Below are 18,481 nucleotides of genomic sequence, written 5' to 3'. Positions count from 1 at the left end.
ACGAAGACGGTGGCGTTCTTCGTGGGGATGTTGCCGCACAGGATCTTCGCGCCGTTGATCGTCATGTTCTCGCCGGAACCCTCGATCTTCACCGGGCCGCCGGCGGTGTTGAGCGTGTCGACCGAACCCGCGCTCGCGAGACCCTTGGCGTCGTAACGCTTGCCGACCACGTGGTACTGCAGGATCGGCGCCAGCTCGGCGGGCTTGCCGGCCAGCTCGGCGAACTTGGCGTCACCCAGCGCGGCGAACGCCGGGTCGGCCGGCGCGAACACCGTGATGGCCTCCTGGCTGTTGAGCGTGTCGACCAGGTTGGTGGCCTTGACCGCCGCCACCAGCTTGGTCAGCAACGGGTTCGTCGACGCGGCCGAGGCGACCGGCTGCGGACCCATCGAGTCCAGCGAACCGGGCGCCGAACCCTGCGGCAGCTGCGAACAGGCCGGGCCGAACACGTCCGCGTTCGTGGTCACGCCATCCGGCGATCCGGTTGCGCCCGCACTGGTCATCGGCGCGGACATCGAGGAAGAGGGCGCCATCGAGCTGCTCGAGCTGCCCGACGAAGCGGTGTCGCTGCTGCCACACGCGGTCATGGTCAGCGCGGCGGCCGCAGTGATGCCGACGCCGGCGACACGAAGCTTGTTCACAAAAATCACTCCAAGGAGAGCGGCTTGCACATTCCATGGCGGAAGTGTCTGTCGTAGTGCGTTCGGGCCGAAGCGAGGAACGGATTGGCGATACACACCATCGGGTGACAGGGTCCTGCGATGTCGGCTCGGCCAAGGCAACGAAAGACGAGAATCGCGGCCGAGGTGCTTCTGCCGGTGCCGGGCGCGGTGATCGTTGCTCATGTCCGGTGTGCTCGGCACGGTTTTCACTGCGTTTTCGTGTGGGCGCGCGGCCTGCAACCGGGCGATCCGCGGACACAGCCGACACCCGAGCCGGTGCCCTGTCCAGTGCTGGTTCGCGGTGCGTGATCAGTTTCCGACGCGGTCACTGGTGGAGGTGACCGATGATCCACTTGACCTCGGCGCGTTCGATGGCTCCGAACGCCGTCCGCATCTGCAGGATGAAAACGAACACCAGCGGCAGGACCACCCAGCGCTCGGAGAGGACCCACACCGAGATACCGCGGCCCTGAAAGATGCCCAGCACCACCGCGACCGCCCCCACGACGATCCCGGCGACGGTGGCCGCCCGCCCGGTGATCAGCAGGAGCGCCAGCAGCGCGCCTACGATCAAGCCGATTCCCCAGCCCAGGGTCGTGAGCGTTGCCGCGAACAACGACATGATTTCGCCGGTCCAGAAGGCCAGACCCGCCAGAACCAACAACGCCTTCCGGACGGCGATCATCCCGGTGCCTCCAGTTCGCGGTCGAGAGCCCAGATCCTGAGCTTGCCGTCCCGGCCGGCCACGACGATGTGATTGCCGTCCGGGGTCACGCAGACGTCGGCGACTCCGCCGGTGAGTCCTTCGAGGTGACCGAGCGACCGGCCGGTGGCCACCTCCCACAGCCGCACCGTCGCGGCCAGCTCGGTGACCACGGCGATCCGGCCGTCCGGTGTCGTGCACACGGACTCCTTGCCCGGCGCGCCGTCGGGGTCGAGTGCCCGGACGAACCGCCCGGTCTCCGCGTCGCGGACCCGGACGCCCTTCGCGGCCGGGAAGGAGACGGTCAGCAGGAGACCGTCCGGTGTGAGGCACAGCGACGTGAGGCCGGTCCCGGCGGTGGTCTCGGGGACGCCGGTCCAGCGGCCGTCGCGCAGGTCCCACTGCCGCACCGAACCGTCGGCGGCGGCGGTGAAGCAGGACCGCCCGTCCGTCGCGACGCCGGTGATCATGCCCGGGTGACCGGTGAGCACCGCCACCGGGCGGCCGGACGACAGGTCCCACAGGTCCCAGACGCGGGCCGTGCCATCCGCGGAGCCCGTGACGGCGTACCGGCCGCCGGGTGTGGTGGTCACCGCGCGCACCGGGCCGTCGTGCCCGCGCAGCGTCCACATCGGACGACCGGTGGGGAGCCGCCACACCCGGGTGGTCCCGTCCTCGGCTCCGGCCACGGCGAACTGATCGGTGGCGGCGGCCGACAGCACCCGGGTGCCGTGGCCGGTGAGCGTGGCGACGCGTCGGCCGGACGCAAGTTCCCACACCCACACGGCGCCTTCCTCATGGCCTGCGGAGAGCACGTGGCCGTCAGGGGTTGCGCACACGGCCGTCGAGGCTTTGCCCCCGCCGTCGAGCACCCGGCTCAGCCACACGTTCTTCAGCTCGCCCTGCGCCGCACCCGGGGACAGGCGGTGCCAGGCGTCCATGACTTCACTCGAGCGTTCGTGGCCCGGCTCGCCGCGGGCTCGGCGTACCAGATCGAGGGCGTCGCCGGGCTCGCGAGCTCGGGCCGCGCGGGCCAAGAGGTCGTCCACGCGTGCGTTGGCCGTCAGCAGCTCGACGGCCGTACGGGAGCGGGAGATCTGCAGCGGGCCGGCCACCGGTACCGGAACCGGCCACAGCCGGACCGCGGTGCGGCCGGCGTGCACCAGCGCCCGGCCGTCCGGGGTGAGCAACGCCGTGTCGCCGAACTCGGTGCCCTCCGTGATCGTCCGGAGGCACCGGCCACCGGGCAGCTCCCAGATCCGCACCGTGCCGGTCAGCTCGGTGGTCGCCGCGACTTCGCCGGCGAAGGCGGCGGATCGGATGATCTGGGTGGCCCCGGACAGGACGCGCAGGCACCGCCCGGTGTCGAGGTCCCACCACCGCGCGGTGTGGTCCCCGCTCCCGGTCAGCGCCTGCCGCCCGTCCGGGGACACGTGCACCGAAGTGAGCGGGCCGGTGTGGCCACCGAGCGTGTTCAGCAGCCGGCCGGTGCTCAGGTCCCAGACGCGCGCAGCGAAGTCCTCGAAGTCCGCGGCCACGGTGACCGCGCGCCGCCCGGTGGAGTCCATGGCCATCGCGTCGACCGGGCGCGCGTGCCCGATGACGGACCACAGCACGGCGCCGGTGCCCGGATTCCAAAGCCGCACCCGTCCGCTCGCGTCGCCCACGAGCGCGCGCCCACCGTCGGGGGACACGCAGAGCGCCGTCACCCTCGCGCCCGTGTGGAGCCGGTGGCCGGGTCCACGGCCGAGCTTCCGGGCCCGGAGGACGCAGGGGTCGCCGAGGAGCTTTGTCGCGAGGACGAGCCCGGCGTCGGCGGCCAGGCCGACGTGGAAGACGTCACCGCGTCCGGCCCGCCGGCGCAGCGGACGGCCGTCGCGCAAGTCCCACAGCACCGACCTGCCGCTTTCGCTGACGGTGAGAGCGCGGTGGCCGTCGGAGCTGACCGCGATCGCGTCCACCACGTCCCGGTGACCGTGCAAAAGACGAACGCGCCGGCCGGTCGCGGCCTCGACGACGTGCACCGCGCCCGCGGCGTCGGCGGCCAGCAGGTGAGCACCGTCCGGGGTCACGCACACGGGAGCCACCGTCCGGCGGGGCCCGACTGGGCGGCCGAAGGTGGGTGTCGCGGCGCCACGTTCCGCGCCGACCATTTCGAGGAGGTGGTCGGCGCGCGCGGGTTCGGCCAGGTTCGCCCGGGCCGCCTCCAGGGTGGCGAGCAGCGCGTCGTCGGTGAGCTCACCGGCGCGCCAGCGGAGCACGCCGGAGTTGAACGACGCTTCGAGGTGCCGTGGGTCGGCGGCGAGGGCCTCGTCCAGGAGCCGCTTGGCGTCCTCGTCCTGGCCGAGGTCGAGCAGTGACAGCGCGCGGTTGTTCAGCTCGGCGGCGCGCGGACGGGCAAAGGCCGGCGGATCACGGGGGTACGGCCCGAATGCGACCGTGTACTGGGCGATCAATGCGGCAGCGATGTCGGCCATGCTGCCGGGCCGGTCCGCAGGCTCCCACGCGAGGCAGCGGGCCAGCAGTTCGGCGAGGTCGCCGGGCACACCTTCCAGCGGCGCCGCCGCGGCGGCGCCGTCCAGCGCCCCACCCGCCGCCGGCCCCGCCAGCCAGGTGACCTCGCCGGTCAGCATCTCGAGCACGCTGACGGCGAAGCTCCAGACGTCGCCCTCGGGGCCGGTGTGCTCGCCGGCCGCCTGTTGCGGGGAAGCGTAGTGCCGGGTTCCGCGGTACGGGCCGGCGGCCGCACCCGCCAGCCCGAAGTCGGTCACCTTGACGTCGGCGCCGACGAGGATGTTGGCCGGCTTCACGTCACGGTGCACCACACCGAGCGCGTGAGCGTGCGCGAGCCCCCACGCGGCCTGAATCGCGAAGTCCAGGATCCGGGCGAGCACCTCGCGCCCGGAACCGGCGTACAACCGGCGGTCGCGAATCCGGTCCGCGAGGCTGCCGCCCTGCACGTACTCCGCGACGACGTGGGGAACACCGTCGAGGGTGCGCACGTAGTGGCAGTTGCACACGTGCGGGTGCAGCCCCAGGTCGATCCACGTCCGGGCTTCGCGGACGAAGCGGTCTCGGTCGGCGGCGGTGCGGAACAGCTCGGGCCGCGGCCGCTTGATCGCCACGTCGGTGTCCCAGCCCAGGTGGCGGGCGCGGTGCACCACGCCCATGCCGCCGCGGTGGATGGCGGTGATCTCGTACTGGCCGGCGATCCGGTCGCCGACGTGCCACCCGGTCGTGGTCGGTGCGGGGTCGAGGGTGGCGTCGTCCGGCATCGTCAGGTCGCGTCGAGGTGAGCCCGGTGGCAGGCCACGGCGAGGAGCGAGGGCACGAAGAGGTCTTCTTCGGGCGGCATCGGCCAATGGGGTACGGCGGTGTCGAGGTTGAACAGGACCGCGAAGGAGCAGCCCGCGCGGTACAGGGTGGGCGCGTCGCTCCACTTCCGCGACGTGCGGCGGGCGTGAACGGACATCGCCGTCCGGAGGTCCTTCATCCGCCGCTGCACCCGGTACCGGTCACGTTTCAGCCAGCCGAGGCCATCCGCCTTCACACCTCTGCGCACCGAGGTGGCCATGTCCTGCCAGCGCTTCCAGGGCTGGGGCCTGGCGATCCGTGCCACATCCGCACCACCGAACACGACGTCCAGCAGACGTTGTTCGTCGGGATCCGCCGTGTCCGCCGGGTCGGGACGCCGGTGCGCGCGGAGCCCGGGGGCGCCGACGTGCTCGCCGCCGTAGGAAAACCACAGGTGGCGGCGGAGGGCGAGGTCGACGAGCTGAGCGGCGCACACCCGGCCGAAGCGGGTTTGCGCGTCCTCGTCCATGACGGGATGCAGAACAGCGCCCGCCCGCATCAAGTTCTTCACCTCCGCGCGGACGCCTTCGATCGCGGACGGCGTCAGGTGCATGGCGGCCTCCCTCCCCGGTCCTCACGCCACGGATCAACGATTACCCGACCGAGTGGACGCAGCGCAGGAGCCAGGCGGGTGAAAGATCGGTGCGGTCGTGGGAGAATCACCGCAGGCCACGAGGGGGAGGCGGATGTCGTTCCGGTACTTCGTCTACATCAGCGACAGCAAGGTCGACATGCTGCTGCAGCAGATCGATCCCGGCGCGACCCGCAAGCGCACCGCGGAGGTGAGCGTCGACCTCAAGGTGCTCAAGGGCAAGCGCGGCGTGGAGGCCGCCGTCGGCGCGGACCGGACCGAACGGCTCGAGCGAGTCGTCCGGTACCTGACCGACTTCGGCGACCTGGGCTCGGTCGACGAGCCCGGCCAGTTCTTCTGGGGCCTGCTGCCGCTGCGCTGGGGACCACTCGTCGGTGCGGACGGGCTGTCGCTCGTGTACTTCGGCGGCCGCAGCGAACGGACGGTGCTCGGGCTCGGCGGCTCTCGCCGCCACGTCTTCGGCGCTCCGCCCAGCGGCGAACTCGACCCGCCCCTGAGCCGGTCGCTGCTGCCCTCCCTGCTCGACGGGATCGTCAAGGCCCCCGGGATAGCCGCCGCGGTCACCGAAGGCGACGGCGATGCCGAGGCGTGCCAGGATGTTCGCCGAGCCACCTCCGGCCTGCGCGGGCCCGCGCAGAACATGGAATTCATCGCGAAACGGCTGCTGCACGGGAAGACCGCGGACGGCGAAACCGTGCTCCTGGGTTCCCCGCTCTACGTCGCGCTCGTCGACTGACATGCGCTGGGCAGTCCGCATCACTGTCGATGACACCGGGAGTCACGTCTTCACGGACACCCGGTCCGTTGTGGCCGGTCGCGGTGCGGAGTGCGGGCTGCGCGTGCGCGACCTGGAGGTGTCGCGCGTGCACTGCCGGTTCACGATCGATCCTCCACACGTCGGAGTGCGGGATTTGGACAGCCGCAACGGAACCCGTGTCAACGGTGTCGAGGTGGAAGGCTGCGAGCTGGCCGACGGGGACGAGGTCCGCATCGGCTCGACGACCTTTCGGATCACCGTGTCGCCGGCCGAGTTCCCCGGCTACGCACTCGGATACGAACTGGGCCGCGGCGCTCAGGGGACGGTCTTCCTGGCGCGGGACACCACGACCGGCGAGCAGGTCGCGCTCAAGGTCCTGCACGACATCCGGCCGGACACAGCCGAGCTGTTCCTGCGCGAGATCGCGAACGTCCGCGCGCTGCGGCATCCGAACATCGTGGAGTTCCGAGATGTCGGCGACGAACCGGTGCCGTTCCTGGTGAGCACGTACTGCCCCGGTGGCAGCGTCGACCGCCTGGGCAAGCTGACCGCCGGCGAAGCCGTACCGATCACCCTCGGGATCCTCGCCGGGCTCGCATACGCCCACGGCGCGGAGCTGCCGGAGGTCCGTCTGGCCGACCGCACGACGACGACCGCGCGCGGGCTCGTGCACCGGGACGTGAAGCCGCAGAACGTCCTGCTCGACGGCAGCACCGCGCGACTCGCGGATTTCGGGCTGGCCAAGGCGTTCGACCTGGCGGGGCATTCCGGCCACACCCGCACCGGCGAGCTGGGCGGCAGCCTGGAGTTCCTCCCGCGCGCCCAGGTGCTGAACTACCGGTACGCGCCGCCGTGGGTGGACGTCTGGGCCGCGGCGGCGACGCTGTATTGGATGGTGACGGGCCGGGCGCCCCGTGACTTCCCACCGGGTGCCGACCCGGTCGCGGTCGTGCTCCGCGAAAACCCGGTCCCGATCCGGGCACGCGAACCCTCGGTGCCGCGCCCGCTGGCCGACTTGATCGACCGGATCCTGGAGGAGGAGTCCCCGGCGTCCGCGGAGGAGTTCGCGAAAGCACTCAGTGAGGTACAGGAATGACAAGTCGCATGACGGGCCTCGGCGGCGCGGCCGGCTCATCCACCACCGGCGGGCGATCCGCGCTCGCGGGCATTTCCGACTGACCGGGCATCCGGGCAGCCCGCCGGCGGATGAGCTGGTCAAACCCGCTCTCTCCCTGCTCCGGGTTCCGCCGGACTAGGCTGGCGTGGTGGGCGTGCCGGTTCGGTTCGGTGCGGTCGCGGCGGTCGTCGCCGAGGTCGCGCGGCAGGAGGTGCTGAGCCGGTTCCGGCGGTTGCGGGCGGCTGACGTCTGGGAGAAGGCCGCCGGTGATTTCGTCACGGCCGCGGATGTGGCAGCGGAGCGGCGGCTGGCCGAAGAGCTCTGCGGCATGGTCGCGGGGTCGGTCTTCGTGGGGGAAGAGGGCGTCGCCGCAGACCGCGGGCAGCTGGAGCTGCTGCGCGGTGAGCGTCCCGTGTGGATTGCCGACCCGCTGGACGGGACGGCGAACTTCGTGCGCGGGAACGAGCGGTTCTGCGTCATGGTGGCGCTGGCCCTGAGCGGAAGCGTGCTCGGCGCGTGGCTGTGCGCACCCGCGCTGGGCCTGAGCGCGATGGCCCGTGCCGGCGCCGGCGCCGTGGCCGGCGGCCGCACGCTGCGGGTGCCGGGCGGTGATCGGGTTCCGCGCCGGGTCGTGGTCACCGATCCGGCGTACCGGACCGCCGAGGACGATGCCGCGGTAGCGCGGCTTGCCGGGGCCGGCCTGAGCCTGGTGCCGTGCAGCGGAGTCGGCGTGGTGTACCTCGAACTGGCGCTCGGACGGCGCGACGCGGCGGTGTTCGGCTGGACGAACGTCTGGGACCACGCCGCCGGCGTCCTGCTGCACCAGGAGACCGGCGGGTACGCAGCCACCGCGGACGGGCCCGGATTCCCGGCGGCCGTGGATCGGCGGCCGCCGCTCGTGCTGGCGAGGACCGCCGCAACGGCCGCGTGGCTGCGCCGGATCGCCGCCGGGTGACACCCGGCCACCGGTTCAGGCCCGGCCGACGTTCCCGGCCACGATTCGTCCGCGGTGGACGACGATGCGCCGCGGGTCGCGATCGGCGACCGCACCGCGCACATCCCGCGCCGGGACGGCCAGCAGTTCGGCGGGGAAGCCCGGCGCTATCCGGACTTCGGGCAAGCCCATGACCCAGCGGGCCTTCTCGCTGACTGCCGCGTACGCCGCTTCGACCGGCAGGTGTCCCGCGAGCACCAGCAGCACGGCGGTGTCCAGCGGGTCGCCGCGGCCCAGCGGGTTGAACGGGTCCTGGATGTTGTCCCCGCCACCCGCGACGGTCACCCCGGCCGCCGCCAGCGGCGCCAGCGCGGTCAGGCCGCGCGGCGTCGCGACCGGGTGGTCCCGGCCCTGCAGGTAGAGGTTCGTCGCGGGGCAGCAGACCACGCCGATCCCCGCCGCCGCCAGCCCGGCGCCGATCCGCCGCACCCGGCGGGGCGTCTGCACGCCGAGGCTGACGCAGTGGCTCGCGGTCACCCGGTACGGGAATGCCGATCGGGTGACCTGGGCGGCCAGCTCCCCGAGGCACGAGACGGACTCGTCGAGCGTCTCGTCGGTGTGCAGATCCACCGGCACACCGTGCCGCGCCGCGACGGCGAGCAGCTCTTCCTGGCACGCCACCGGGTCGGGATCCCGGTAAGGTGCCCCGCCGACGACGTCGGCACCGCGCGCCATCGCCTCGGCCAGCACCGCCAGGTTTTCCGCGCCCGCAGGCCCCGAGGAGGGCACGTCGACGAACGCGGCAATCTCGAGGTTCAGCCGCCCGCGCAGCTCTTCCCGGGCTTCCACCACCGCGTCGAGGAACCGCAGGCCGGTCCGGGTGCCGACGTCCAGGTGGGTGCGCACGGCGGTGCACCCGTGCCCGAGCATCCTCAGGCAGGCCTGGAGCGCCCGGTCCGCGATGTCCCGGTGCGGCGCCGTGGCCCGGAAGCGGTACCAGGCTTCGACGGCGCCTTCGAGGTCGCCGGTGGCGTTTTCGATCAGGTCCGCGGTGAGCACCTTGTCGAGGTGGGCGTGCGGCTCGGCCGGGGCCGGGAGCAGCAGGTGACCGCGCAGCTCGACCCGGGCCCCGGTTCCCGTGGCCGCCGGATCCGCCGGCTCGGTGACCGCGCTGATCCGGTCGCCGCTGACGGCCACGTCGGCCAGGCGGCCGTCCGGCAAGGTCACGCCGCCGAGCACCAGCGACGGCGTCTCACCCATGCGGCCGCCGGGCCGCGACGTCCACCGGTGGCTCGGAACCGGTGCTGCCGTCCGCGAACACTTCGCCCGCGTCGAGCCGCCCGAAGTCGGGCGCGACGACCCCGCTGGTCTCCGCCTCGTCGAGGCTGAAGCCGATCACCGCCAGCTCCGCCGCGCGCAGCGCCCGCGTCGCGGTCGTGGCCGCGCAGACCACGGCCACGACCTCTTCGGCGGCGTGGCAGATCGGCGCGATCGCCCGGCGCGCCGCGAAGATCGTGCGCCCGGTCGCGGCCACGCAGTCGAGGTACACGACGCGGTCGTAGGTACCCCCCGGAACCTCGGTGCGGTACTCGGTGACCACGTCGCCGCCGACGCGGCGCAGCCCCAGCATGCAGAACGCGGCGTCGCCGAATTCGTCGGCGAACGCCGGGTACAGCAGCGCCCCGCCCCGCAGCACGACGACGCAGAGCACGCGCTCGCCGGGCCTTCCCGCGTCACGGACCGCGCGAGCCAGTCCGCGGCCCAGCCGGCCGATCCGCTTGCGCAGCAGATCTTTCGGGACGTCCGCCACGGTGATCGCCGCGTACAGGCCCTCGCTGTCGGGGAGCTCGACGACCTCGGCCCTCACGCCCCCTCCCCCGCGATCGCGCCGCGGCACGACCGGACGAGGTCCGGCTCCGGCAACAGGATCTCGTGCCCGGCCGGAAGACCGTCGACACTCAGCCGGTCCTCGCCCAGCAGCCGGTGCAGCGCGACGAGTGTCACGGCGAGCCGGACCGCCGGGTCGGCCAGCAGGTCTTCCACCAGCGAGGCGACGTCGTTCTTGGCCACCGCGGCGGTGCAGCAGAGCGGGTCGAGCTCGGCCACGACGTCCGCGAGCGCCCACACGCCGTCGTCGACCAGCAGGCGCGTGACCGGGTCGGCGAAGAAGTGTTCGATGGCGCCCGCGAAATCCGTCTCGCCGAGCATGAGCCGCCGGTCCGGGGCGGTGCCGCAGAAGATCCAGAAGCTGCCGTCGCTGTTCATGGTGATCGCCAGCCCGCCGGTGTCGGTGTAGCTGCCGCGGATCGCGTCGTTGACCGCCGTCGCCAGGACCAGCTGCCCCTGGCGCTTCTCGAACGGCCCGTAGTACTCCCGGATCGTCTTCGAGTGCGTGCTCAGTTCGGCGCCTTCGACGAGTTCGCCGGCCTTGCCGCTGAGCCGGAACACGTTGAACGTCAGCGGCGCCGACCGGCCGCCGGGCATCCTCAGCCGCCGGTTCCACGCGTCGATCTCGGTCAGTTCGCCGCCGACCTCTTCGGCGAGCAGGCGATCGACGTACCCGAGGTCCGGCTGGATGCCGCGGAAGCCGAGCAGCATGTCGTGGCCGCCCCGGTCCCAGGCGCGGGCAACGTTGCCGTAGTGCTCGATCAGCACCGGGTACGGCGCGTTCAGGTGGTACCGGTCGAGGCTCAGCCGCAGCATGAGCTCCGGCTTCCGCGGGTTCTTCGCCAGTGCCCCGACGAGGCGGTCGAGCATCCGGTCGGCCGCGGCCTGCGTCTTCGCCCAGTACCCGGCCGTGACCAGCTCGATGCGTGGCACCCGCACGGTTTCCAGGAGCCGCAGGATGCTGGGCAGCTTGAGGAACGGCTCGCCGCCGCCGGTGATGTTGAGCTTCTCCGAGCCGGTCTCGTCGATGAAGGCGATCGCGTCTTCCAGCTCCGCCGGGCTCAAGGAGTCCTTTTCGGACTTGCGCTCCAGGTCGGAGGAGTACATGCAGTGCTTGCAGGCGACCGGGCACAGCTCGCTGAGGTGGATGAAGAAGCTCGACCCCCGGTCCGGCAGCGGGCCGGGCCGCCAGCGGGTCCGCCGGATGAGGTCCGCCCGGGCTTCACCGGGAGCCGTGAACAACTCCTTCAGGCTGGGTAGGGTCATCGGTTCCCTTTCTCCTCGGTTTCCGCGGGCACGGGATCTCCGGCGTCGCGGGAACTTCGCGCGGTGGCACGGATGAGCAGGGCCAGCCCGGCCACGGCGGCGGGCAGCACCAGAAAAGCGACGCGCTCCCAGCGCGCGAGGCCGGTCACGGCGGCGAACAGGGGCGGCGCGAGCAGCGTCCCGGCGCTCCCGAGCTGGACGAGGGCGCCGTTGGCGGCGGGCAGGGCGTCCGGCCGCGCCACCACGGACGGCAGGGCGCCGTACGCGGCTCCCACCCCGATCCCCGCGGCGAACAGCAGCAGGACCGCCATCACCACGGTGGCGGCCGGGGACAACGCCCCACCGAAGGCGAGGCCTGCGAACACCGGGCAGGACAGAGCGGCCGTGCCGAGGGCCTGCGGGGAGACGCCGCGTCGCAGGAGGGCGCCGGCGAGCAGGCTGCCCGGCACGCTCGCGACGGCGACGGCCGAGGTGAGCGCGCCGGCCGTGCCCGGCGGAAGGCCGAACGCCGACCCCAGGTAGAGCGGCAACAACGACAGCACCGCGACGCTGATGAGCGCGGTCAAGGCGAACCCGGTCCCGAGCAGCAGCGGCCCGGCCGCCACCCGGTGTCCCGGCGAGCCGGGCGAGGACGGCGTCCGGTCACCGCGCGAGGTGACTCCGGCGACGGCCGCCAGCGCCGCGCAGACCACGGCCAGCAGCAGGAACCAGCCACGCCACCCCCAGGCCGAGCCGAGCACCCCGCCGGCGAAAGCGCTCAACGCGAGCCCGGCCGGGATGCAGGCGCCCCACACCGCCAGCACCGGCGCCAAGCGCCGCTCGGGCACCTGGGACATCAGCACGACCGGGCCGCCGACCATCACCAGCAGGTAGCCCACGCCTTCGGCGACGCGCAGGCCGACGAGCACACCGGCGGCCGGCGCCGCGGCGACCATCAGGCCGCCGGCGACCGCGAGCACGGCCAGCCCGGCGGCCACCCAGGCACCCGCCGCCCGGCGCCGCAGCCACTCCCCGACGGGCAACGCGAACAGAGCGGCTACGAAAGTGATGATCGAAATGACCAGTCCCAGCCAGGTGGCCGACAGCCCGAACGCACCGCGCACCGGGCCGGAGACGGGAGCGACCTTCCCCAGCGCGGCCGCCGCCGCACCACCGGCCGCAACCGTCACCGCGGGCGGCCACCACCCTCGTCCTCGCACCATCCCCCGCAACGCCCCGGCCGGGCGTCCCCCTTCCAGGCTCACCCCACGCGCGGATCCGCCGCTGGATCCCGCCCCGTGACGCTACGCAGCTTCCACCACGGCCGGGACCGCCAGAAGGGTAAACGATTCACGTGAATTGATCAGGGCACGCGAGTTCTTGGCAAGATCGGCATTTCCCCGTCACCGCTTGCAAAGCGCTTCTCGCAGCCGCAGAAAGTGACCATTTTGTGGACAATTTTCCCGTTGCCCAGCTCGGCGCTCAGTCCGCGATTGTCGTCCGGAACGCCGCACACAGGATCCGGACAGCTTGGTGGAACTTCTCGTCCTGGTCGCCCGCCCCGGCTTCGGCGAAGGTCAACGGGAACCGCTCGGCCAGATCCGAGACGTCCACCGACCGCAGGTCCGGCGTCACCGGTTCGGCCTGCTCCTGCAGGACGAAACCGGTGACGTGGCTCAGCACCGCATCCGCCGCGACACCTCGAAGGGAGCCGGGAACCCCAGCGCTGCTCAGCGTGCGCAACAACCGTTCCATCAGTCCCAGCGCGGCCGGACTGAGCGTGCGTGGACTGACCGTCAGCAGCACCGCGCCGCCGGGATGGCGCAGGAGTGCCCTGCGCAACGTCTCCGCCTGCGCGACGATCCGATCCGGCCAGCCCGCTCCTTCCGGCAGCGCCTCCAGGGCCGCGGTGCCGTCGTCGTAAGCCTCCTGGGCGACCCGGTCGGCCATCAGGCAGAGCAGCGCGTTCTTGTCACGGACGTGGTAGTAGAGGCTCCCCGCGTGCACCCCGAGCCGGTCCGCCACCCGGCGCATCGACAGTCCCGCGTACCCGACCTCCTGGAACACCGCCATGCTCGCCTCGACGATACGGATCGTGGTGAGCTTCATCGTGAAAGCCTACCTCGATTCGAACACTGTTTGAATCTGCCCCGGGTGCCGCTAGGCTGCGGTCGACTGATTCGAACACCGTTCAAAACTGGGGCTTACGATGGATGCGATCGTCTTCAACCTGACCACGGCACTGCTGCTCGTCCTGATCGCCGCGGCCGGCCTGGCCCTGGTCGGCCGGGACACGATCCCCCGGCGCCGGCTGCCCTGGCTCGCGATCGCCCTGACCGCGCCGGCCGTCGCCGGAGTGGTGCTCCAGCTGTGCCGGCCCGGCGCGATGGACGTCCTCGACAGCGATCCCGCCAAGCCCGGGTGGTGGCGGGTCCTCACCTCGGTGTTCATGCAGAACGGCGGCGTGGCCGGAGCCGCGTGGAACATCGCGACGCTCGCGCTCGTCGCCGCCCTCGCCGAATGGTTCTGGGGCCGTTCGCTGACCCTCGTCCTCTTCCTGGCGGGCATCCTGTTGCCGCAGCACGTCGATGCACTGCTCGGGCTCGCGGCCGGTCCGGTCGACCCCCGCAACTTCGCGGGCAGCTCCGGCGCGACCTACTTCCTCGGCGCGACCCTCGCCGCTCCGCTCCTGGTGCGCACCCGTGCCCTCAAGGAACGGCTGACCGCGGCCGCAGTCGTCGCGCTCGGCCTGACGCTGTGGTTCGTTCAGGAAAACGGCCACGGCCTGGTCGCGGTCTACGGGTTCGTCGCCGGCGCGCTGACCTGGGCCGCCGGCCGCAGGTGGATCCACCCGGAGCGCGACCTCGTCCACCCCGCCCGGTTGAGGATGGGCGTGCTCCCCGGGGTCGGCGGAAAGCCCTGACCGGCGGCCGGATCGCGATGGTCCGATGTCGGTGCCGACCGGCCGCTCCCGCTACCGCGCCTGCATGCAGATCCCCGGGCATGATGGAACATGGCGCGGCACAACGACATCGTTCCTTGCGCTCCTCGAGGTGGTCTCCATGTCCGAAGCGGAAGAACTGCGGATCCCCAGGCGCGGCGACGGCGACCAGCGACCGGACGTCGAATTGCTGCGCCGCTTCGCGGCCTCGGCCGAAGGAACAACGCGGGCAGTCCGCGGCAGGCGAGCGAGTACGGGCTCGACACCAAGCCGTTCGAACGGGCGGTCACGGCGTTCTTCGCCGGATTGGCCGGTGGCCGGGGCGACGAGGTGTTCGCCATTTGGCGCACGGGGAAACGGAGGCCGACCTGTTCGCGGTCTACGTGGCGCGTGAGCGGTACCCGGGGGCGTGCTGCTCGCGTCGAGCGAGGCGCACTACTCGATGCCAAAGATCGCGAGGCTGCTGCGCGTCCCCCACGTGGCGGTGGACGTGGCCGACGACGGCGCGATGGACCTCGCGGCGCCCGGGCGCGAGATCGGGAGCCGGGGCGGGCCGGCGATCGTGGCCGTGGTCGTTCCCCGACGGGGCGGACAGCGTGTCGATCAGCGGCACAAGCGCTTCCCGGGTGGCAACGTCGTGTTGTTCGACCGCCGGACGAGCAGGTCATGCACGCGTGGCACCTGCTGGAGGCGGACGGGCGCGCGCACCTGTCCGTCATGCCGCACGTCACCACCGACCTGGTCGACCGGCTCTGCGCGGACCTCACGTGAGGCGGCCGGTTCACCGGGTGCGGTCGGCGTACCCGTCGGGCAGCTCGCCGGGTGCGCGGTCGATGACGCCGTCGTCGTCGGGGTCGCGCTGGTCGACGAAGGTGATCCGCGCTGTCTCGTCGACCACCTCGATCGGATAGGCCGGTCCGGCGTCGCGGAGGGCGGTCATCCGGTCGAGGTGGTCGTTCTGGAAGCAAACGGTCTGGGCGGGGTCCTGCCACACCCAGCGGGGGAAGAAGATCACGCCGTGCAGTTCGCGGTGCGCCAGGTCGACGGCCAGGGCAACCGAGGTGCCGGTGGGTTCGGTCCAGGACAGGGTGCCGGCACCGGAGCGGAGGCGGGCGGAGTGGACGGGCTGGTCCTTGACCCACCGCCCGCCGACGGGCCCGCTGTGGATGCGGTAGTCGATCGTGGTGGCGTTCTTGACGTACAGCTCGTACTGCCACCCGCTGTCGTAGGTGTAGATCAGGTGCTTGCCGAGCAGGGCATCGTTCACATCCGCCTCCCGCGCGGGGTCACCGGTCCGGCCGGTGACGGTGTCTCGGGCTCCGTGTCCTCGACGAGCATGTCGAGCACGCCCGGCACGCCGCTCCGAGCGGCCGCGAGACGCTGTCGCATGGCCCCGTTGCCGCGGGCGAGCAGCCCATGGAGCAGGGTGCGTACCTCGCCGAGGTCGCCGGTCGCGGCCAAGGCGTCCTCCACGTGCCGACAGAGGCGTAACGCCAGCGAATGCGGTGAGGCGCGCGTGCCGGTCCACGGGTCCACAGCCGGACCGTCGAGCCCGTGCCGGGCGGCCGACCACAACGCGTCGCCGAGCACGGTGTCGGTGCAGCGGCGGGCTTCCCGCCCGGCGTCGAACTCGTCCAGCGCGGTACGCACGAGGCCGCGGACCAGGGCGGCGTAGAGCAGCGCTTCGTCGGTGGTGATCGTGGTGTCCGCGACGCGGACCTCGATGGTCGGCAGGTGGTCGGACAGCCGGGCCAGGCGCAGGCCGCCGTGATCGGAGGGCAGCAGCCCGCACTCCCGAAGGCGGTCGAGGTCGGCGTTGTACTCGGCGGCCGAGCCGAACCACGGCGGGAGACCGGCGGCGGGCAGGCGGGTCTGCACCATCATCCGCCAGCTGTGGAACCCCGTGTCCCGGCCTCGGCGAAAGGGCGAGTTGGCCGTGAGCGCCAGCAACGTCGGCAACCACGGTGCCAGGTGGTTGAGCACGGCGACGCCGGCCTCCCGGTCTCCGAGCCCGACGTGGACGTGGCAGCCGCAGATCTCCTGGTCGGCCAAGGCACCCGCGTAGGCGTCGCTCATCCACTCGTAGTGGCCGTCGCGCCGGGGCGGTGCGGTCTCCGTGCCGAAGGGCGGGTGCCCGACCGGAACGAGCTCCAGGCCCTGTGCCCGGGCCGAACGCCGCAGTGCGGCCCGGTTGCGGGCGAGCTGGTCCCGCACCTGGGCGAGGTCCGAGCAGATCCCGGTGCTCGTCTCGACCTCGGTGTCCCAGAGTTCGCGGGCCGCACAGCTTTCGCCGGCCAGGTCCGCGGGATGCACCCCCGCCAGCACGGCCGCGGCTTCGCCGGCGGGCAGGAGCGATCGCCGGCTCACCAGGAGGAACTCCTCCTCCACTCCGATCGTCACGCCGGTGCCTTCGACCAGCGTGGTCGATGCCTCGAGGGCGGTGCCGCCGGCATTCATCGCGCACCGGCCCGCAGGACGGCCCCGGTGCGCAGCAACTGCGCGACAGCGCGGAAATCCCCTTCCATCCCACGGTCGTCCTCGACCGGCCGCACGTGTTCGCGGACGACGTCGTGCACCGCCTTCGTGGCGGGCGCCGCCCGGTCCGCGCCCCGGAGGTCCAACGCCTGGCAGGACGCCAGCAAGTGGACCGCGGCGATGTTCTCCACCAGCTCCACCACGGTGTACGCGTCGCGGGCGGCGATGGTGCCCATGCTGACCTTGTCCTGGTTGTGGCACTCGGTGGAGCGGGAGAACACCGTGGCGGGCATCGTGTTCTTCAGCGCCTCGGCGGCCAGGGCGGAGCAGGTGATCTGGGCGGCCTTGAAGCCGTGGCGCAGCCCGGCGTGCGGGTCGTCGTCATCGACGCGGGGGATGAGGTTCGGGGTCAGGTCCCGGTTGTACTTCTCGTCCACCAGCAGCGCCACCTGCCGGTCCAGCAGATCGCCGACGGACGCGAGCACGACCTTGAGCGAGTCCATCGCCTGGCCGACGTGACCGGCGTAGAAGTTGCCGCCGCTGTACGCCTTGCCCGTGTCCGGGTCGAACAGCGGGTTGTCGTCCACGGAGTTGATCTCCACCTCCAGCCAGCGGGTGGTCCAGTCGAGGGTGTCACGCAGCACCCCGACCACCTGCGGGGCGCACCGCAGCGAGTACGGCTCCTGGATCGGCTGGTCCAGTTCTTCGTAGTCGTCGTCGACCTGCTCCTCCTCGCCCAGGGACGCGGGGTGGTCCTCGGCCAGCCGGGACCCGTCCAGCAGCGACAGCAGGGTCGCGGCGCTCGCCCGCTGCCCGGGGTGCGGCTTGTGCTGGTGGATCACCGGGTCGTAGTGGCTGCGGTCGGCGTCGAGGGCTTCGCAGGCCATCGCCGTGCACACCTCGGCGGCGTCGGCCAGGCGGGTGGCGCGCTCCAGCGTGACGACCGCGAAGGCTGCGGAGAACGACGTGCCGTTGATCAGCGCCAGGACCTCCTTGGGCTCCGGCTCCCACGGGGTCAATCCGCGCTCCCGCAGGGCTTCGGACGCCGGACGGCGCTCACCGCCGGCCACGATCTCCCCCCGCCCCAGCAGGGCGTTCGCGATGTAGCACAACGGCGTCAAGTCACCGCTCGCGCCGACCGAACCGCGCTGCGGCACGACCGGGACCAGGTCGGCGGCCAGGCAGGAAAGCATCAGCTCGACCAGGCCGCGGCGCACCCCCGAAGAACCTCGGGCCAGGCAGTTGGCCCGGATCAGCATCGCCGCCCGGACCACCTCGGGCGGCGTCAGCGGACCGACCCCCGCCCGGTGGTACTCGGCCAGGCCCAGCTGGAGCTCCACCGCCTTGTCCGACGACACGACCCGCCGGGCGCTGTCACCGAAACCGGTGGTCACCCCGTACAGGGGCTGCCCGGCCTCGACCAGCTGCCGGCGCAGCTCGGCACTGCGGTTCACCCGCTGCGCCGCCTCGTCGGACAACCGCACCTCACCTCGGAACTCGCGGGCGGCCACCCGCGCCGCGGTTCGCGGGTCCAGGGCACCCTCCCCCAGGATCACCGGCCGGTCCTCGGTCGTCGCGTCGCCCACCGTCGCCCTCCCATGTTCGGGAACATTCGGTCTTACGTGGAATTTCGTCGCGGATCTGTGAATTGCAGTACCCCTCGCCGGTGGCCGTAAACCCACGTTTCACAGTGATTTGGAGTTGATATACTGGAACAGAACTGATTCGTTTTTCACCCGAAAAGAAGCAGGGAACCACGCGCGGCAGAGATTGATCATCCACCACTGCGCTCTTCGGGTGTACGGCCCGCGAAA

Annotated in this window: 16 protein-coding genes; 4 read left to right on the top strand and 12 right to left on the bottom strand. The window is 72.1% G+C overall.

Translation table 11 applies throughout. The features are described from left to right. The 4 genes from C2L59_RS45980 to C2L59_RS45970 form a co-directional block, all read right to left on the bottom strand. The coding region (locus C2L59_RS45980; RefSeq protein ID WP_103355874.1) for a fasciclin domain-containing protein at positions 1-641 on the bottom strand (641 nt) is incomplete at its 3' end. Between the two features lie 346 nt (positions 642-987). After that, positions 988-1,347, bottom strand: a complete 360-nt coding sequence (locus C2L59_RS47685; protein WP_158263167.1) for a hypothetical protein — start codon at positions 1,345-1,347, stop codon at positions 988-990. Next, a complete protein-coding gene (locus C2L59_RS45975; RefSeq protein ID WP_103355873.1) occupies positions 1,344-4,640 on the bottom strand; it encodes a protein kinase in 3,297 nt (1,098 codons plus the stop codon). Before C2L59_RS45975 ends, C2L59_RS47685 begins: the two co-directional genes overlap by 4 nt. Before the next feature lie 2 nt (positions 4,641-4,642). Continuing rightward, positions 4,643-5,272, bottom strand: coding sequence for a hypothetical protein (locus C2L59_RS45970; RefSeq protein ID WP_103355872.1), 630 nt, complete (start codon positions 5,270-5,272; stop codon positions 4,643-4,645). Positions 5,273-5,405: 133 nt separating this feature from the next. Here C2L59_RS45970 and C2L59_RS45965 point away from each other — a divergent pair, with 133 nt between their 5' ends. From C2L59_RS45965 to C2L59_RS45955, 3 genes are all read left to right on the top strand, one after another. Then, positions 5,406-6,047 carry an SAVMC3_10250 family protein gene (locus C2L59_RS45965; RefSeq protein WP_103355871.1) on the top strand — a complete coding sequence of 214 codons (642 nt, stop codon included), beginning with the start codon at positions 5,406-5,408 and terminating at the stop codon, positions 6,045-6,047. 1 nt (position 6,048) lies between these two features. Then, positions 6,049-7,164, top strand: a complete 1,116-nt coding sequence (locus C2L59_RS45960) for an FHA domain-containing serine/threonine-protein kinase (protein WP_103355870.1) — start codon at positions 6,049-6,051, stop codon at positions 7,162-7,164. A 169-nt stretch (positions 7,165-7,333) separates the two neighbouring features. Beyond that, a complete protein-coding gene (locus C2L59_RS45955; RefSeq protein ID WP_158263165.1) occupies positions 7,334-8,140 on the top strand; it encodes an inositol monophosphatase family protein in 807 nt (268 codons plus the stop codon). A 15-nt stretch (positions 8,141-8,155) separates the two neighbouring features. Here C2L59_RS45955 and C2L59_RS45950 read toward each other — a convergent pair whose 3' ends face one another. The 5 genes from C2L59_RS45950 to C2L59_RS45930 all read right to left on the bottom strand — a co-directional run bounded on the left by C2L59_RS45950 (position 8,156) and on the right by C2L59_RS45930 (position 13,360). Continuing rightward, the gene (locus C2L59_RS45950) at positions 8,156-9,379 is read right to left on the bottom strand and encodes an amidohydrolase family protein (RefSeq protein WP_103355868.1); all 1,224 of its coding nucleotides are present in this window, start codon (positions 9,377-9,379) and stop codon (positions 8,156-8,158) included. After that, positions 9,372-9,986: a uracil phosphoribosyltransferase gene (locus C2L59_RS45945; RefSeq protein WP_103355867.1), complete on the bottom strand. Its 615-nt coding sequence runs from the start codon at positions 9,984-9,986 to the stop codon at positions 9,372-9,374. The genes C2L59_RS45950 and C2L59_RS45945 overlap by 8 nt, the downstream gene beginning before the upstream one ends. Next, on the bottom strand, positions 9,983-11,272 hold the full coding sequence (locus tag C2L59_RS45940) for a radical SAM protein (RefSeq protein WP_103355866.1): 1,290 nt from the start codon (positions 11,270-11,272) through the stop codon (positions 9,983-9,985). Before C2L59_RS45940 ends, C2L59_RS45945 begins: the two co-directional genes overlap by 4 nt. Then, positions 11,269-12,441 (bottom strand): MFS transporter, encoded by a 1,173-nt coding sequence (locus C2L59_RS45935; RefSeq protein ID WP_158263164.1) that lies wholly within the window; start codon positions 12,439-12,441, stop codon positions 11,269-11,271. Before C2L59_RS45935 ends, C2L59_RS45940 begins: the two co-directional genes overlap by 4 nt. Positions 12,442-12,733: 292 nt before the next feature. Further along, positions 12,734-13,360: a TetR family transcriptional regulator gene (locus tag C2L59_RS45930; RefSeq protein ID WP_103355864.1), complete on the bottom strand. Its 627-nt coding sequence runs from the start codon at positions 13,358-13,360 to the stop codon at positions 12,734-12,736. Between the two features lie 100 nt (positions 13,361-13,460). Here C2L59_RS45930 and C2L59_RS45925 point away from each other — a divergent pair, with 100 nt between their 5' ends. Beyond that, the gene (locus tag C2L59_RS45925; RefSeq protein ID WP_103355863.1) at positions 13,461-14,174 is read left to right on the top strand and encodes a hypothetical protein; all 714 of its coding nucleotides are present in this window, start codon (positions 13,461-13,463) and stop codon (positions 14,172-14,174) included. A gap of 799 nt (positions 14,175-14,973) precedes the next feature. Here C2L59_RS45925 and C2L59_RS45920 read toward each other — a convergent pair. Genes C2L59_RS45920 through hutH form a run of 3 tightly spaced genes read right to left on the bottom strand, consistent with a single transcriptional unit; the run spans position 14,974 to position 18,253 of the window. Then, positions 14,974-15,459, bottom strand: coding sequence for a phenolic acid decarboxylase (locus tag C2L59_RS45920; protein WP_103355862.1), 486 nt, complete (start codon positions 15,457-15,459; stop codon positions 14,974-14,976). Then, positions 15,456-16,649, bottom strand: coding sequence for a glutamate--cysteine ligase (locus C2L59_RS45915; protein ID WP_103355861.1), 1,194 nt, complete (start codon positions 16,647-16,649; stop codon positions 15,456-15,458). The genes C2L59_RS45920 and C2L59_RS45915 overlap by 4 nt, the downstream gene beginning before the upstream one ends. After that, positions 16,646-18,253 (bottom strand): histidine ammonia-lyase, encoded by a 1,608-nt coding sequence (hutH, locus tag C2L59_RS45910; protein WP_233224087.1) that lies wholly within the window; start codon positions 18,251-18,253, stop codon positions 16,646-16,648. The genes C2L59_RS45915 and hutH overlap by 4 nt, the downstream gene beginning before the upstream one ends. Positions 18,254-18,481: the final 228 nt, after the last annotated feature.

This window comes from Amycolatopsis sp. CA-128772 (assembly GCF_002904295.1).
In the GTDB taxonomy this organism is placed as follows: domain Bacteria; phylum Actinomycetota; class Actinomycetes; order Mycobacteriales; family Pseudonocardiaceae; genus Amycolatopsis.
Note: the sequence above shows the minus strand (reverse complement) of the source record. Positions and strands in the feature narration are given on the sequence as shown.